Origin of the sequence: uncultured Lacinutrix sp. (assembly GCF_947500325.1) — a bacterium.
In the GTDB taxonomy this organism is placed as follows: Bacteria; Bacteroidota; Bacteroidia; order Flavobacteriales; family Flavobacteriaceae; genus Lacinutrix.
The window spans coordinates 499,209-515,989 of the sequence record NZ_CANMRQ010000002.1 but is presented as its reverse complement, the minus strand read 5'-3'; the positions used below and the strand labels follow the sequence as shown (position 1 = coordinate 515,989).

General features: G+C 29.5%; 13 protein-coding genes. 6 read left to right on the top strand and 7 right to left on the bottom strand.

Going from position 1 to position 16,781, the window contains the following annotated elements:
- Window positions 1–3: 3 nt before the first annotated feature.
- A complete protein-coding gene (locus Q0997_RS05000; protein WP_299885434.1) occupies window positions 4–2,241 on the bottom strand; it encodes a S9 family peptidase in 2,238 nt (745 codons plus the stop codon).
- Window positions 2,242–2,388: 147 nt separating this feature from the next.
- Between Q0997_RS05000 and Q0997_RS04995 the strand changes: the two genes are divergently transcribed.
- Window positions 2,389–3,687: a hydroxymethylglutaryl-CoA reductase, degradative gene (locus Q0997_RS04995; protein WP_299885431.1), complete on the top strand. Its 1,299-nt coding sequence runs from the start codon at window positions 2,389–2,391 to the stop codon at window positions 3,685–3,687.
- Window positions 3,687–4,598, top strand: coding sequence for a GYDIA family GHMP kinase (locus Q0997_RS04990; RefSeq protein ID WP_299885428.1), 912 nt, complete (start codon window positions 3,687–3,689; stop codon window positions 4,596–4,598). Before Q0997_RS04995 ends, Q0997_RS04990 begins: the two co-directional genes overlap by 1 nt.
- A 44-nt stretch (window positions 4,599–4,642) precedes the next feature.
- Here Q0997_RS04990 and Q0997_RS04985 read toward each other — a convergent pair whose 3' ends face one another.
- A complete protein-coding gene (locus tag Q0997_RS04985) occupies window positions 4,643–4,837 on the bottom strand; it encodes a hypothetical protein (protein WP_299885425.1) in 195 nt (64 codons plus the stop codon).
- Window positions 4,838–5,195: 358 nt separating this feature from the next.
- Between Q0997_RS04985 and Q0997_RS04980 the strand changes: the two genes are divergently transcribed.
- The 4 genes from Q0997_RS04980 to Q0997_RS04965 all read left to right on the top strand — a co-directional run bounded on the left by Q0997_RS04980 (window position 5,196) and on the right by Q0997_RS04965 (window position 9,947).
- Window positions 5,196–6,413 (top strand): lanthionine synthetase C family protein, encoded by a 1,218-nt coding sequence (locus Q0997_RS04980; RefSeq protein WP_299885423.1) that lies wholly within the window; start codon window positions 5,196–5,198, stop codon window positions 6,411–6,413.
- Window positions 6,414–6,420: 7 nt separating this feature from the next.
- The gene (locus tag Q0997_RS04975; RefSeq protein WP_299885420.1) at window positions 6,421–8,682 is read left to right on the top strand and encodes a lantibiotic dehydratase family protein; all 2,262 of its coding nucleotides are present in this window, start codon (window positions 6,421–6,423) and stop codon (window positions 8,680–8,682) included.
- Window positions 8,675–9,571, top strand: coding sequence for a thiopeptide-type bacteriocin biosynthesis protein (locus Q0997_RS04970; RefSeq protein WP_299885419.1), 897 nt, complete (start codon window positions 8,675–8,677; stop codon window positions 9,569–9,571). The genes Q0997_RS04975 and Q0997_RS04970 overlap by 8 nt, the downstream gene beginning before the upstream one ends.
- 175 nt (window positions 9,572–9,746) lie before the next feature.
- Window positions 9,747–9,947 (top strand): hypothetical protein, encoded by a 201-nt coding sequence (locus tag Q0997_RS04965; protein WP_299885416.1) that lies wholly within the window; start codon window positions 9,747–9,749, stop codon window positions 9,945–9,947.
- A gap of 99 nt (window positions 9,948–10,046) precedes the next feature.
- On the opposite strand, the gene Q0997_RS04960 is transcribed toward Q0997_RS04965, so the two are convergent.
- The 5 genes from Q0997_RS04960 to Q0997_RS04940 form a co-directional block, all read right to left on the bottom strand.
- Window positions 10,047–11,378: an HlyD family efflux transporter periplasmic adaptor subunit gene (locus tag Q0997_RS04960; protein ID WP_299885413.1), complete on the bottom strand. Its 1,332-nt coding sequence runs from the start codon at window positions 11,376–11,378 to the stop codon at window positions 10,047–10,049.
- Between the two features lies 1 nt (window position 11,379).
- The gene (locus tag Q0997_RS04955; protein ID WP_299885405.1) at window positions 11,380–13,584 is read right to left on the bottom strand and encodes a peptidase domain-containing ABC transporter; all 2,205 of its coding nucleotides are present in this window, start codon (window positions 13,582–13,584) and stop codon (window positions 11,380–11,382) included.
- 160 nt (window positions 13,585–13,744) lie between these two features.
- A complete protein-coding gene (locus Q0997_RS04950) occupies window positions 13,745–13,894 on the bottom strand; it encodes a hypothetical protein (protein ID WP_299885402.1) in 150 nt (49 codons plus the stop codon).
- A 232-nt stretch (window positions 13,895–14,126) separates the two neighbouring features.
- Complete coding sequence (locus Q0997_RS04945; protein ID WP_299885399.1) at window positions 14,127–14,285, bottom strand: class I lanthipeptide; 159 nt, start codon at window positions 14,283–14,285, stop codon at window positions 14,127–14,129.
- A 294-nt stretch (window positions 14,286–14,579) separates the two neighbouring features.
- Window positions 14,580–16,715 carry a peptidylprolyl isomerase gene (locus Q0997_RS04940; protein WP_299885396.1) on the bottom strand — a complete coding sequence of 712 codons (2,136 nt, stop codon included), beginning with the start codon at window positions 16,713–16,715 and terminating at the stop codon, window positions 14,580–14,582.
- Window positions 16,716–16,781 lie beyond the last annotated feature (66 nt).

Genomic DNA, 16,781 nt, shown 5'->3' with positions numbered 1-16,781 from the left:
AGCTTACCCTTTAATTTTTGATTTTTCCATTTTAGACGCTTTTGGTGATTCTATTTTATCACCTAAAGTACGATCTACAAAATTGGTCATTTTTTTATACAAATGTGCTCGTCTATTTGTACCTCTTATACCGTGTGCATCATCTGGATAAATCATCCATTCAAATTGCTTATCTGCTTTAATTAAAGCATCTATCATACGCATTGTATTTTGTACATGCACATTATCATCACCTGTTCCATGAATTAATAAAAAATCTCCTTTTAATTTATCTACATGATTAATTGGTGAGTTATCATCATATCCACTAGCATTTTCCTGCGGTGTTGTCATGTAACGTTCTGTATAAATAGAATCGTAAAACCTCCAACTTGTTACAGGAGCTACTGCAATTGCCATTTTAAACACATCGTTTCCTTTAAATAACGCATTACTAGACATAAATCCGCCATAACTCCATCCCCAAATACCAATACGCGTTTGGTCTATATACGCTCTTTGTCCTAATAATTTTGCTGCTGCAATTTGATCTTCAACTTCAAATTTCCCTAACTCTTTTTGTGTTATCTTTTTAAAATCGGCTCCCTTTAAACCCGTACCACGTCCATCTACACAAACTACTATATATCCTTTTTGAGCTAACATTTGGTACCAATAATCGTTTGCTCCATTCCAACGGTTTGCTACAGATTGAGAACCTGGACCAGAATATTGATACATGAATAAAGGATATTGCTTTGTAGCATCAAAATTAGCAGGTTTAATCATCCACATATTTAAATCGTTACCATTTACTTTAATAGTACTAAATTCTTTCTGAGAGGTTTTAAATTCTGAAACTGTTTTTGCTAGAATATCATTATCCTTAATACTCTTAACTAAATTACCAGATACTGCATCATTTAAAGTATATTCTGGTGGCGTAGTTGCATTAGAAAAAGTGTTTATAAAATAGGTGAAATCTGCACTAAAATCGGCTCTATTAGTTCCTGTTGATTTTGTTAATCGTTTTTTATTTGTTCCATTTAGTTTTATAGAATACACATCTCTATTAATAGAACCATTTTCTACAGATTGATAATAAATTCTATCGTTTTTCTCATCGTATCCATAATAATTTGTCACTTCCCAATTTCCTTTAGTAACTTGATTTAGTAGTTTCCCTTTCTTACTATAATGGTATATATGATTGTAACCATCTTTCTCACTAGTCCATATAAAACTCTTATCTTTTAAAAAGGTTAGATTATCTGTTACATCAATATAAGCCTTATCTTTTTCTTCAATAACCAGATAGGCATTATTCTCTTCTGTGTCTATAATCCAAAGGTCTAATTCATTTTGATGGCGATTCATATAATGCGCACTTAACATATTTGGAGCATTAGACCATTTAATTCTTGGGATATAAAAATCTTTATATGTTTTATTAACTTTAACGTCTTTAGTTTTATTTTTCTTCAAATCGTACACATGTAAAGATACATTTGCATTAGTCTCACCTGCTTTTGGATATTTAAAAACAGTTTGTGTTTGATATAAGTTTTGACCATAAACATCCATTGAAAACTCTGGCACATTAGTTTCATCAAAACGGATAAATGCAATTTTATCACTATTAGCATTCCATTCGAAAGCACGAACAAAACCAAATTCTTCTTCATAAACCCAATCCGTAATGCCGTTTATTATTTTATTTTTCTCACCATCGAAAGTGATTTGTGATGTTTCTCCAGACTCTAAGTTTTTAACATAAAGATTGTTGTTTAGGCCGTAAGCAATCATTTTCCCATTAGGAGAAAACGTTGGCTCCTGTATTTTTTCTTTAGCTACAGAAATTACTTGTCCTGTTTTAGTATTAAAAACAAAATAATTCCCTAATGTTGAACGACGAAAAATAGACTCTTCATTAGTTGCTAATAACACTTGACTCTCATCTTCACTAAATGTATAATCTGAAAACATTGGAATAGCGTCAATCTCCAAAGAATTAACCAAAGTCTTCACTTTTTTTAGTGTTTTATAATCGTAAATATCAATTGTTGTATTTTTTGCCTCTCTATTAAGATTCAATACAGAATATTGCTTACCATTATTCATGGAGTGTAAAGCATCTAATCGCTCTGTTCTAAAAGTACCTTTAGTCCATATATCTTCTAATGTTATATTTTTATTTTGAGCTGAGAGTAAGGGAATTGAAACTAGAAAGAAGAAAAGTGCTAAAAGTTTATTAAATGCCATTAAGATTAAAATTTTAATAAAATAATGCCAAGTTTACTAAAAAATAAGCAAAAAACCCTATTTATTAACACTTAAATATGCAATAAAACTGTCCATTGCTATATATGATATTGATAATAGTATCTTTGTAGAATTAATATACTTTGAATGAACGCATCAATTTCTGGTTTTTCTAAATTGACCAAATCTGAAAAAATAGATTGGATTGTTACCAATTATCTATCAAATTCTGAAACTGCAAAACAGACCATTTTGCAATATGCTAATGATGATGATAAACTTCAACAATTACACGATGAATTTATAGAAAACACTATTTCTAATTATTACTTACCTCTTGGTGTTGCCCCAAATTTTCTAATTAATAATAGATTATATGCTATTCCAATGGCTATTGAAGAAAGTTCTGTAGTCGCTGCTGCTAGTAAAGCTGCAAAATTTTGGCTGGACCGCGGTGGATTTAAAACAACAGTTATTTCTACTACTAAAATTGGACAAGTTCATTTTACATTTTCTGGTGATTTTAACATTCTTAAAAAATATTTCAATACGGTTAAACCCAAATTAATTGAAGACACTAAAGCCATTACATGTAATATGGAAAAACGTGGTGGCGGCATTCTAGATATTGAATTACGAGATAAAACTAAAGCTATAAATGGCTATTACCAACTGCATGCTACATTTGAAACATTAGATGCTATGGGCGCAAATTTTATAAACTCTTGTTTAGAACAGTTTGCAAAAACTTTTAAAACTGAAGCCGAAACAATTTTAGAGGCACCAATAAACATCGTTATGAGTATTCTCTCTAATTATGTACCAAATTGTTTAGTTCGTGCTGAAGTATCATGTAAAGTTGAAGATTTAGCAGAAAAAAATATAGACCCAAGTACTTTTGCAGAGAAATTTGTACAAGCTGTTAATATTGCTGAAGTTGAACCTTATAGAGCTGTAACTCATAATAAAGGCATTATGAACGGTATAGATGCTGTTGTTTTAGCAACAGGAAATGATTTTAGGGCAGTTGAAGCTGGCGTACATGCATATGCTGCTAAAGACGGAAAATATACGAGTCTAACTCATGCTAAAATTGAAGATGGTATTTTCTCGTTTTGGATAGAAATACCTTTAGCTCTTGGTACCGTTGGAGGCTTAACAAGTTTACACCCTTTAGTTAAAATTGCTTTAGAAATTTTAGGCAAACCAAATGCTAAAGCATTGATGCAAATTGTTGCTGTAGCTGGCTTAGCTCAAAATTTTGCTGCATTACGTTCATTAACAACCACTGGTATTCAAGAAGGCCATATGAAAATGCATTTAATGAATATCTTAAATCAATTTAATGCTACAAATAAAGAAAAAGATGTTATTGTCAACCATTTTAAAAATAATACAGTAACACATAGTGCTGTAGTATCTGAAATTGAAAAACTAAGACGATAATGCAAACGTTTTATAGCCATGGAAAACTTCTACTTACAGCTGAATATGTTGTTCTTGACGGCGCTAAAGCTTTTGCCTTACCAACCAAATTTGGACAAATATTAACTGTAGAATTTATTAACGAGCCTAAAATTAGTTGGAAAAGCATTGATAATAAAGGCAATATTTGGTTTTCAGATGAATTTACTCTTTCAAATAAAGAGATTACATCATCGCAAATAGCTAATAATATTTCAAAAAGATTAATTGAAATATTACTAACAGCAAAAGCACTTAATCCAGAGTTTTTAACTAAAGAAAAAGGCTATAAAGTAACTTCTACTTTGGAGTTTCCAAATAATTGGGGATTAGGTTCTTCTTCTACATTACTAAACAATATTGCACAATGGGCAAATATTAACGTTTTTGAGTTATCAAATAAAACATTTGGAGGTAGTGGATATGATGTTGCTTGTGCACAAAACAATTCTCCAATATTATATTCTTTAGATAAAGGGAAACCTATTATAAAAGCTCTTAGTTTCAATAAAATATTTGTAGATAAATTATTTTTTGTTCATTTAAATAGGAAGCAAGATAGTCGAGAAGCGATAAAAACTTATCAAAGTAATAAACATAATATTGAAACAATTATCACTAAAGTAAATACAATCACTAATAAAATAATTAAAGCGAATACTATTGATGATTTTGAAATACTGATTGCCAATCATGAAACATTAATTGGAACAATCACAAAACAAATTCCAATTAAACAACGTCTATTTAGTGATTATAAAAACCAAATAAAAAGCCTTGGTGGCTGGAATGGTGATTTTGTATTAGTCACTGGGACAAAAGAATATGTAACTCATTATTTTAAACAAAAGGGTTACAATACTATTCTCTCTTTTAAAGATATGATTTTATAAAATATATCTTTAAAAAAGAAAAGCGAGCCGAAGCTCGCTTTTAATTATTGTTGACCTGAACAAGGCATACATGAAAAATTCATTGCAGTAAGACATTCTAGGGAGTCAAATGTACATCCTGCCATTCCTGTACATGTTTGATTAACAGATTTACCTGTCCCTCCACTTATTTCTTCACTTTTAAAATTAGAAATAGATTTTTTGTTAAGCTTTAAGCTTTTAAGATTCTTTTTTTTCATCATGTAAATTTTAAAAATTAATAGTATTTAAAATTAGTCATAATAAAAAGCACACGAGTAGTGAAAAAGCATACTTAAAGTAAGGTTTTTATTGAATTTTAAAAATTAGAATTAATTAAAAAAGACTAAATACAAATGGTAAACACCATAAATCATCTAATATAAGGCGCTAAACAAAACTAAAAATGAATAAGTTAGTTCTAGAGTTTTATATTAGTATTCCTATTCTAAACTTATTAAAACAAATGATTCATTCAATAGATTTATAAATTTGGGTTAAGAATAACATATTTATACCGTTAAGTTTTTAAATAAATTTAACTTTACAACAGTTCCTATTTAAACATTAATAAAAAGCATGCAAAAAGACATTTTAGAAAAAAAACTAATTCAAATACATCGCATTATAGAATCGAAGTACCAACAAGAAAAGCATTTAGGTGTTTTAGCTGGGTTATCTGGTATTTCTTTATTTCAATTTTATTACTCAAAATACTTAGATATTGAAACTAATGCAGATATAGGAGTTGATATAATTTCTAATTGCATAGAAAAAATTAACGATGGTTACAATTATCCTACTTTTTGCACAGGAATTGCAGGCTTAGGCTGGGTTTGTGATCATTTAGAGCAAGAAAAATTTATTGAAATTGATGCTGATGAACTACTCCCTGAAGTAGATGATTACCTATATCAATCTATGATAAACGACTTTAAAAAAGGTAATTACGATTTTTTACATGGAGCTATAGGCTATGCTTTTTATTTTTTACAGCGTTATAAAAACACCAATTCTAAAGAATTAAAGGAAAAATACCAAGTTATTTTATTTGAGGTTATAGACCAACTTAAAAACTTATCTACAAATGAAGACGAAAATAAAACTAAATGGATCTCAACTATAAGTAGTGAAACCGAAGAAAAAGTGTATAATTTAAGTTTATCGCATGGTATGTCTAGTATCATTGGAATACTAACTAAACTCTACGAACACGAACCATTTAAAGACAAAACAGAGCATCTCCTTAAAAGTGCTATACATTACATTTTAAGTTTTAGAAGCTCTAATAAGAATGATTTATCTGTTTTTCCTAGTACAATACCAACTACAAATAACGACTTAAGCTATAATAGCCGAGTAGCATGGTGTTATGGTGATTTAGGTGTTGCAATAAGATTATGGTTTGCTGCCAAAGCGTTAAACGATGAAGCATTAAAAACTACTGCTATTTCAATTTTAAAACATACAGCCTTAAGAACTAATGCAGAAGATTCTATGGTTATTGATGCTGCTATTTGTCATGGTTCTTATGGCAATGCACAAATATTTAATAGAATGTATAAAGAAACTGGAGTAAAAGAATTTAAGGATGCTACCGATTTTTGGATTCAAGATGGTCTAGACAAAGCTGTTCATGAAGATGGATATGCTGGCTACAAACAATGTATTGGGAAAGATAGAGAATGGCAAAATGAAACAAATCTTTTAGAAGGTATTACTGGTATTGGATTAGTTATTATTGATCAACTATCAAGTTTTGAAACCAATTGGGACGAATGTTTAATGATAAGTTAATTTTTATATGAGCAAAAATAATCCATACAAAAGCTTTACAAATTACATATTAAGAACACCTCTATTTTCTTTTAGTTCATATAAACTATTAACATCAAACCAAATTATTGGAGATGATGATTTTATTAATTTATTTAACAACCCTGTTATAAATGAAGCGTTATTCCTGGCTTCACCATCATTTTATGAAGAAATAAAGAGATGGCTTAATGGAGAAATAGAAGACAAAAAAAAGGTAGAAAAACTAAAGTTCTCTATCTTAAAATACATCACGAGAATGTCTTCTAGATGCACTCCTTTTGGTCTATTTGCTGGTTGCGCAGTTGGTTCGTTTGGGGAAAACACTAAAATTGAAGTTGATGGTGCCAATAAAAACGAGAGACATACAAGGTTAGATATGAATTATTTAGTTTCATTATCGCAAGATTTAGTAAAAAATGATACTATAAGAGCACAACTTCTTTTCACTCCAAATTCCAGTATATACAATATAGGAAACCAATTACGCTATATAGAATACAAATACTTTAATAGTAAAAGACAACATCAAATTGTTGCAGTAGATGACAGCGAATATCTTAATGCCGTTTTAAAGAAAGCTTCTGAAGGTGCTAAATTGGAAGATTTAGCAAAAATATTAGTAAATGACGACATCTCCATTGAAGAAGCTAAAGAATTTATAGACGAACTTGTCTATAGCCAATTACTAATTAGCGAACTTGAACCAGCTGTTTCAGGACCAGAATTTTTAGATCAAATTTATTCCGTATTAAAAAAGTTAGATAATATAGACGACATTCTAATTACACTACAAAAAGCTGATGAGAAATTAAGCATCATTGATAAAACGATAGGAAACAACCCTAAAGATTATATAAAGTTAAGTGAATTTCTTGAACAATTAAAAACCACATTTGATCTTAAGTTTTTATTCCAATCAGACCTAGTTCTTAATTGTAATGAAAATACTATTAACAAAGAAATCATAGAAGACATAAAGAAAGGGTTAACGCTTTTTAATAAAATTACAATCCCACCTCAAACTACTTTACTAAGTAAATTTAAAGATGCTTTTTATGAACGCTACGAAGAAAGAGAAGTAATGTTATCTAATGCCTTAGATGTTGAAATTGGCATTGGTTATAAGCAAGGTCAAAACTCTGGAGATGTAAACCCTTTGGTTGATGATTTAATAATTCCAGGAAAAACATCTAAACACAATGTTTCAGATATTAAATGGAGTTCAATAAATGCATTATTTCAAAAACTACTAATTAAAGCACTTAAAGAAGATGCCTATACCATTACATTAGACGCAAACGACTTTAAAGATCTAGATGTTAACTGGAATGATCTACCTGATACTTTTTCTAGTATGGTTGAATTAATAATAGAAAACGGAAAAGAGAAAATAAAAATTAGTAGTGCCGGCGGTTCTAGTGCCGCTAATCTTTTAGGTCGTTTTTGCCATGGAGATGAGAAATTACATAATTATACTCAAAAGATTATTGACACAGAAACTAAAATAAATAACAATAAACTTTTAGCAGAAATTGCTCATCTTCCAGAATCTAGAGTTGGCAATATTTTAATGCGTCCAGATTTAAGAGAATACGAAATTCCTTATTTAGCAAAATCTATTAAACCTAAAGCACAACAACTACCTATAGACGATTTAATGCTTTCGGTTAAAAATAATAGAACACTTTATTTAAGATCTAAAAAACATAATAAAGAAGTAAGACCGCATTTAACTAATGCGCATAATTATTCTGGTAACGCATCATTACCTATTTATCATTTTCTTTCAGATTTACAAACCCAAAATATTAGAGGAGGAATAGCATTAAACTTAGGCCCATTTGCAAGTGATTACGAGTTTTTACCCAGAATAGAGTATCTAAATTTAATATTACATGATGCCACATGGAATTTAAAGAAAACGCATATAGAACCTTTACAAAAAACAATTAATAGTGATAAAGATCTCTTATTAGCTATACAAACACTTAGAGATACGTTAAAAATACCTCAATTTGTTATGCTAGCAGATGGAGATAATGAACTTCTTATAAATTTTGATAACATAACATCTGTAAAAATGCTGCTTAATACAGTTAACAAAAGATCGTCGTTTAAACTAACAGAATTTCTTTTTAGTAATGAAGGTATTGTTACTAAAAAAGAAGAATATTATACAAACCAAGTTATTGTGTCTTTCTACAATGCGCAAAAATTAAATAACGCTAAAACAAACTCTAATGCATAATAAGACGCAGAGAAATTTCATCTTAGGAGATAGCTGGTTATACTATAAAATATATACTGGACCTAAAACATCTGATACTATATTAACAGAAATTATTAAACCTATAAGTGAAAAACTTATAGAAGATAACATTATAGACAAATGGTTTTTTATAAGGTACGCCGATCCTAAACATCATATCCGTGTTCGTTTTCATTATAATAACCCAGAACATATAGGCCATATTATTAACAGTCTCTATCCTCATTTTAAAACATTTATAGAGCAAGACCTTATTTGGAAAATACAATTAGAAACATACCAAAGAGAAATAGAACGTTATGGCTCTAATACTATAGATATTGGAGAAACTTTATTTTATCATGATAGTAAAATGATTGTAGACTTCTTAAATTTAATTGAAGGCGATGAAGGTGAAGAATTACGTTGGCTTTTTTCTATAAGAGCAATAGATTCTTTATTAGATAGCTTTAAATATAGTAATGAAGACAAGAAAAACTTATTAGAAAGTTTAAGTATTGGTTTTAGGAGTGAGTTTGATACTACAAAATTTCTAGGAAAACAACTTAACGACAAGTATAGAAATGAACGTAGTAAACTTCAAGAGTTTATGACATTCACTACCGAAAACAACCCAGATTATGCTATTCTTCTAGAGCTTTTAAATGAAAAACAAAATGCCATAAAAGAGATTGTAGACGCTATCTTAGATCACAATAAAAGAGGCGCTTTAGAAATGAATCTCAACAACCTAATGTCTAGCTACATACACATGTTGATGAATCGTTTATTTAAATCTAAAAACAGAATGCATGAAATGGTTTGCTATGATTTTTTATGCCGTTATTATAAATCTATGATTGCTAGGCAGAAGAGTACTGTAAAGTAATATTTACATATAAAGATTCTTCTTTCGGTTTTCGTTTCTTTTATATTCTCAATAAATCAATTATTAAATAGCCTTTAACGAATTTGAAAAAAAGTACAACGTTTATACATTTCCTATTTTAAATATTTAAATAGCTCCTTATTTTCAATGTATTAAGAATTCAATTTTAATAATTATGAAAAAAAAGAAATTAAAACATCTAAAGCTTAACAAAAAAACAATATCTAATATTGGGAAATTAAATGGAGGAAACGCTTTAACAACTAATGAGTTTGCTTGCCACACTACAGAGAATACAGTATTTCAATGCGGTAAACCTACTACACCTGCAAGATCTTGTGACTATAGTCTAGTTTCTATGTGCTGTAATTATTAATTATAAAGCGAGTTTAGGCTCGCTTTTATTATGTTATTTATAATAATCTGTATTATCTTAAGAGAAAAATATATCGAAAAAGAATTAAATAAAAGAAACTTAATTCCTACTAAAAACTTCTCGCAATTGATAAAAAATACGTTGCATTACAGTAAGTTCTTCTACAACAATTTCGGCTGTACCCTGCATTTCTTGTTTAAAGTCTAAAGTTTTATTAAATGAAGTTTCTAGACTAGAAACATCAATAAATATGGTGTAACTAGCTTCACCTTGTCCAACTTGTTTTGGTACGGCAGAAATATTATTTATCGTTCCATTTAAACTACCCCATTCTTGATAAGGGTAATTATTTAATTTTATAATTACATCTTGACCTGGTTTTACTTTTCCAGAATTTTGTACAGGCATAGTTACACGGCCAATGATACCTTCAATATCATCTGGAACTACAGTAAACAGGACATCACCTAAATTTACATTTTGGTATTTATTCCATACATCAAATAATGTTACTTTTCCTTTTATTGGACTTTTAATAAGATATAGTCGTTCCCATTGTAAAATTTCATTTTCTAAATTTTGTTTAGCTTCTTCAAGATTTTGATCTGTTGAAAAAGATGAGCCCTTATCTCCAATTCTAGCCTGCCTTAATTGATTTTTTAGCATTAACAAGCCATTTTCTTCACTACTAATACTAGACTCGAGTGATTCTTTTCTTCTTTTAGCAGAGTATAAAATACTTTGTTGATCTAAATACTCTTTTTCTGAGCGAATCCCTTTTTTATATAATTCTTCTTCTTTTCTAAAAAGATTTTCGGCATTACCCAATTCTATTTTATATTGTTCTAATTGATTTTTACTATTCCTAAGTCCACTTTTTCTGGTATTTATCTGCAATTGTAAATTAACAACATCATTCTTTTCAGGATTAAGTGTATTATATTTTAAATACTCTTGATACTGTAATCTAAAAGCATGATAACTTCTTTGTATAGCACCTAATCTTAGATTTGAAGGAAACTTATTTCGTATAGAATCATAGTCAGAAAGACTTGGTGAAAACTCTAAAATTCTTTGCTTAACAGCTCTTACGTCTTTATAATCTGCCGTACTTTCAATAACCGCTAAAACATCATCTTTTTTAACGCTTTTGTCTGCTTCAACAAAAATAGCTTCTAACTTCCCTGATGCTTTGGCATCTAGATAAGCTGGTGGGTTTTTTGATGTAATAGTAACTCTAGCCTGTATAATATCATTATAACTTATAAGTGCAGAACCTAATATTAAAATTAGTAATATTATAAAGACCAATGAAATACCTCTAGATATTAACCAACCTGGTGGCTGACCAAGAATTTCTTTAACTTGATCTGAGCGCTCATTTAAGTCATCTATTTTTCGTCTTTGTATTTTCTTTTTACTTTCAGACATATTAATTACCTAACTCTAATTGGTTCTTAACTAATGTGTAATAAGATCCTCGTTTTTTTGTTAGCGTTTCATGTGTTCCTTTTTCAATAATTTCACCTCTATCTAAAACAATAATTTGATCTGCATTTTTCACTGTACTTAATCTATGAGCTACAACTACAACTGTTTTTCCTTTGTAAAATTCCTGAAGGTTCTCCATTATCACCTTTTCATTATTAGCATCTAATGCACTTGTAGCTTCATCAAAAAAGATATATTTAGGGTTTTTATATACCGCTCTGGCTATTAAAATACGTTGTTTCTGTCCGCCACTTACATTAACACCACTAGCACCAATTTTTGTATTGTATCCTGAAGGTAAATCTTCTATAAACGACTCAATATTTGCTACCTTAACTGCATGCATTAAACGTTCTTTATCTATAAGACCTTCAGAATCTGACTCGGTTATATTTTTTGCAATAGTATCACTAAATAAAAACCCATCTTGCATAACAGATCCACAACATTTTCTCCAAAATTTAGTACTAATATTCTTTAAATTGGTTTGACCAATAAGCATATCTCCTTCATTAAATTCATAAAACTTAAGCATTAACTTTATTAATGTTGTTTTACCACTACCACTTGCTCCTACTATAGCTGTTACTTTTCCTTCGGGAAATTCAAAATTTAAGTTGTTTAAAATTAGAGGAGCACTCTTACCGCCGTATCTAAAGTTCCCTTTAACTACTTTTATAGTCTTATCGTTTGGTAGCTCTTTTATAGCATCATCAAAACGATCTTCTTCATCTTCTTTATTATGAATTTCTGAAAGTCGCTCTATACTTAATTTAGCATCTTGACCTGTTTGAATAAAAGTAATAAAGTTATTTATTGGCAGATTTAATTGCCCAATTATATATTGAACAGATAACATCATACCTAATGTTAAATTACCATCTATAACCGCTTTAGCTGCAATAAACGTAATTAAAATATTTTTTAATTCATTTAAAAAGCGACCTCCAGTATTTTGAGTTTGCGACAGTGCTAAACCCTTAATAGAAATCTTAAACAGTCGCACTTGTATAGCTTCCCATTCCCAACGTCTCCTACGTTCAGACCCATTTAATTTTATTTCTTGCATTCCAGAAATAAGCTGAAATAAACTACTTTGATTATCTGATGATTGATCAAATCGTTTATAATCTAATTCGGCTCTTTTCTTTAAAAATAATAATGTCCATCCAATGTATAAAAATGATCCTATAAAGAAAATAGTAAAAATGGTTAGATTGTAATAGGCTAATACGACTCCAAAAACAACAAGGTTAAACGCAGAAAAGAGTGTATTTAATGTTGTTGAAGACAAAAAACTTTGTATTCTATTATGATCGTAGATACGTTGCATAATATCTCCTGTATTTTTAGAATCGAAAAACGATATAGGTAATCGCATTAACTTTAGTAAAAAATCGGAAATGAGACTAATATTTATTCTACTAGTCATATGTAATAATATCCATCCTCTAATGAGTTCTACAGAGGTTTGAGATATAAATAAGGTAAGTTGCGCAATAAGTATTAAATACACAAAATTTAGATTTTGATAATTAATACCATAATCTACTACTGCTTGGGTTAAAAACGGAAAAATAAGCTGTAATATACTACCTACTAAAAGCCCAAGTACAAGCTGAATAATATGTTTTTTATAAGGCTTAAAATACCAGAATAAAAACTTGAAACCGTACTCTTTTTTATCACTTGGCTCTGTTTGTTCAAACTCAGGAGTAGGTTCTAGTAGTAATAAAAAACCTTCAGCAGTTTCTGGGTCTGCATTTTTACCTATCCAACCTTTAATAAAATCTTCTTTAGAATACTTTACTAAACCATGTGCTGGATCTGCTACATAAACAGTATTCTTTTTAACTTTATAAACTACAACAAAATGACGTTGCCTCCAGTGCGCAATAAAAGGAAATGGCACTTCTTCTTTTAGAGTTTTAAAATCTATAGCAACCGCTAGAGTATGTAAGCCTATAGCTTCCGCTGCTTCTGCAATACCTTCTAAAGACACTCCTTCTCTGGTAATATTAGCTTTTCGTCTTAAAAAATCTACAGTATAAGATTTCCCATAGTGCTTAGCTATCATTCTTAAGCATGTTGGACCGCAGTCCATTTGATCTAACTGCCTGAAAAAAGGAAATTCTTTTTTTATCATTAATTAAGCTAAGTGTAATTTAAAATATAATAAGCCTACCAAATATAAGAGAATATTTTATGAAAAAATGAATTTTATTAAAACCAATAAAACATAACTTAAAACTGTAGTTAATAAAATGAAAAGTAAAAAAGCGAACCAGAGTTCGCTTTTAAAATAATTATTCTGGCGTCCATGTAAAACTACTCCCATTAGGACCATAGGCAGTATGTGTCCCATCTGAATTACATACCGCATACCAACCTTCTGGAAGCCCTCCTTTAATAACTTTAGAATTTTTGATTTGAAATTTTTTTAATTGCTCTAACATAATAGTAAAGTTTTAAAATTAATAATGATTAAATCTAGAAAACTAAAAACAGGTAAAAAAAAGACAAACACTTAAATCATCTAATTTAAGTTAGCTAATTTGATTTATAGAACGCAAAAGCAATTAAATAAAGGCGAGAATTACCTCGCCTTTAATAACATTTCTAATATAAATTCCCATTTAAAAATCTTTAATTTCACTTTAGCAGTTTTTAAATCAGAATTAATATTAATTATAAACAAGGTACAGAAAAGCACTGCGCTTCACAAAGAAAAATATCATTACTAGATTCTCTAAATTCGCCTCCTTTTATTCTTCTTGTTTCAGTTTCTTTTAAATTTGAAATCACATTTTTATTTAGTGATAATGTTTTAAGGTTCTTGTTTTTCATAATATATAAATTTTAGTAAACCTAAAGTAATAGTATAATAAATGATATAAAACAAAAAGAACCCTATATTATTCAAAATGAGGTAATAAAACAACGCGATACAGACTAATAATAGAGAGCTCAAAAGAACTAAAACACGAATAATTAATAGATTTAATAAAATTCATATTAGATATTCTAACAAGGTGAAATTTTGAAGTACAAACCACTACCATTAATTCTGAAAATGAAGAAGTCTAATAAAATAAAAAAGCCTCGCAATGCGAGGCTTTTTTATTTTATATGTAGTGAAGTCTATTGAACTGTTTTAGCTCTATTATCTTCGATCTCTGCTGATTCTTTTAAAGCATTATATAACCTTGTATTAACAGCATTTAATTTTTCTGTGCTTACTTGGTTAGCAAAAGACTGGTAGTTGTCTAATTCTACTGCAGGTGTCTTTTTAGTTACCTGTACCATAAACACACCTTTATCTCCTGTAATTAATTTAGATGTTGCTCCATCTGCAAGACCAAAAGCATAACCTACAACCATTGGTTCTCTACCTACACCAGAAACTGTTGGATTTTTCATATTAATTGCTAATGCTGTTCTTACTTGTTGTTTCTCAGCCGCTGCAAAATCTTCTAAAGATGAAGCATTTACTCTATCTCTAATTATTTTAGCCTTCTTTTCTTTTCTAATCTCTGGTAATGCAGTTACAGAAGCATCTTCAGCATTCATTAAACCTGCTTCATTTTTACTTGTTAATTGCACTATAATATACCCATCTGTAGTTTCAAAACGTTTAGAGCTACCTACTTTTGTACCTTCTTCGAATGCCCAACGTACAACTGGTCTTTGAGCACCTGCTCCAGGTATGTTTTCATCTAATTCTTTAACAGATGTTACTGGATTAACTTTTAAATTATTGTCTTTAGCAACGTCTAAAAAGCTTTTATTTTCTAGTGCTACTTCGTAATTAGATGCATTTCTAAAAATAGCATCTTCTGTTTCTACTGATGGCTCAATAGTTCTTTCTATAGTTGCTACTTTATATGCTGTATCAACATTTTTCTTATCATCTATTCTAATAATGTGGTAACCAAATTTAGTTAGAACTACATCAATACTTCCTTTATCCTCAAAAAACAAAAAGTTAGCAAAATCTGGATCAAAGGCTGCAGGATTATATGTCGTTAAACGAATCCAACCAATACTTCCATCTTTACCTTTAGAACCATCTGTATTAATTTCATTTGCAATTTCTGCATATTTAGTTTTATTATTTTTTACTAATGCAAAAATACTATCAGCTTTAGCTTTAGCTTGCTCTTTAGTAATAGACGTCTCTGTATTTGCTGCTTGAGAACCAACAAAAGGAATAATAATATGACTTGACTGAATTGAATCTGCCAATTGTCTTTTTTCTAATAATTTAGTAATCTTAAATGTAAGTCCATCTTTATATGGTCCATAAACATTTCCAACATTTAATTTAGAGATACTATCTTGTATATTTTTAGGTAAAGCTGTAGCATATACAAACTTGTCTTGATATTTTATTTCTGCATCAGAATTAGCATTTACATAAGCTTCAGCTTTATCAACACTCATTTCGGCAAAACCAGCTATAGTATCATTTTTACCATTATTATATTCTACTCTGTTTTTAATAAGCTTAATTAAATCATTTTGCAATGCATTTTCATCTTCAAGAGAAGCTACTTCTTCGAACTTAACATATTGCAAATCTCTTGAAGCTTCAACTTCGTATTTTTTCTTATTATTATTAATATACGTCTTAATTTCAGATGGAGAAACCGTTACAGTACTATCTGCTATAGATGTAAATGGTACATAAACATATTTTAAATCTACTTTATCTCCTTCTAATTTATGACTTAAAGCGCCTTCTGCTAACGTTGCAGTAGTTGCCGCTTTAACCATATTAATATAGTTTTGTTGTAAAGCTCCAGAGGCAATACCTTGCTCCTCGCTTACAAACCTACTATACTGTGCTGGAGAATTTTTCTTTAAATCTGCTATAAACTGATTCATTAATGACTCATCGTATACTCCATCTGCATTTAAGAATTGTGGCAATGTAGCGTACCTATCTTTTAATAAATCGCGCATTTGCTCTCTACCAACAGTTAAACCTAACTTATCAAATTGCTCTTGCATTACAGCTTTACGAACCTCAGCTTCATACACTTGATTCATAATTTGTGTTTGCGTAGCATTTGGATTGTTTCTAGCTTCTACTTGAGCCATAAAAGCCTCACGAGAGATATCCTTTCCATTAATAGTTGCTACCACATTAGGTGATTTATTAAATAACGCATCCTTGTTATCAAAAAGACTTGATAATATAAAAGCAAATAATGCTAATGCGATTACTAATATTAGTACAACTGTTTTCTGTCTTATTTTATTTAAAATTGCCATCTGTTGAATTAGATTTTATGTAATATAGTGGGCGAAAATACCATTTTCTGCTTAATTATAAAAGCA

What these genes read in the sequence shown, in the direction of transcription:
- Q0997_RS04945 (WP_299885399.1), bottom strand. Translation starts at nt 14,285, where the DNA reads ATGAAAAACAAGAACCTTAAAACATTATCACTAAATAAAAATGTGATT.
- Q0997_RS04980 (WP_299885423.1), top strand. Translation starts at nt 5,196, where the DNA reads ATGCAAAAAGACATTTTAGAAAAAAAACTAATTCAAATACATCGCATT.
- Q0997_RS04985 (WP_299885425.1), bottom strand. Translation starts at nt 4,837, where the DNA reads ATGAAAAAAAAGAATCTTAAAAGCTTAAAGCTTAACAAAAAATCTATT.
- Q0997_RS04975 (WP_299885420.1), top strand. Translation starts at nt 6,421, where the DNA reads ATGAGCAAAAATAATCCATACAAAAGCTTTACAAATTACATATTAAGA.
- Q0997_RS05000 (WP_299885434.1), bottom strand. Translation starts at nt 2,241, where the DNA reads ATGGCATTTAATAAACTTTTAGCACTTTTCTTCTTTCTAGTTTCAATT.
- Q0997_RS04965 (WP_299885416.1), top strand. Translation starts at nt 9,747, where the DNA reads ATGAAAAAAAAGAAATTAAAACATCTAAAGCTTAACAAAAAAACAATA.
- Q0997_RS04960 (WP_299885413.1), bottom strand. Translation starts at nt 11,378, where the DNA reads ATGTCTGAAAGTAAAAAGAAAATACAAAGACGAAAAATAGATGACTTA.
- Q0997_RS04990 (WP_299885428.1), top strand. Translation starts at nt 3,687, where the DNA reads ATGCAAACGTTTTATAGCCATGGAAAACTTCTACTTACAGCTGAATAT.
- Q0997_RS04970 (WP_299885419.1), top strand. Translation starts at nt 8,675, where the DNA reads ATGCATAATAAGACGCAGAGAAATTTCATCTTAGGAGATAGCTGGTTA.
- Q0997_RS04940 (WP_299885396.1), bottom strand. Translation starts at nt 16,715, where the DNA reads ATGGCAATTTTAAATAAAATAAGACAGAAAACAGTTGTACTAATATTA.
- Q0997_RS04955 (WP_299885405.1), bottom strand. Translation starts at nt 13,584, where the DNA reads ATGATAAAAAAAGAATTTCCTTTTTTCAGGCAGTTAGATCAAATGGAC.
- Q0997_RS04995 (WP_299885431.1), top strand. Translation starts at nt 2,389, where the DNA reads ATGAACGCATCAATTTCTGGTTTTTCTAAATTGACCAAATCTGAAAAA.
- Q0997_RS04950 (WP_299885402.1), bottom strand. Translation starts at nt 13,894, where the DNA reads ATGTTAGAGCAATTAAAAAAATTTCAAATCAAAAATTCTAAAGTTATT.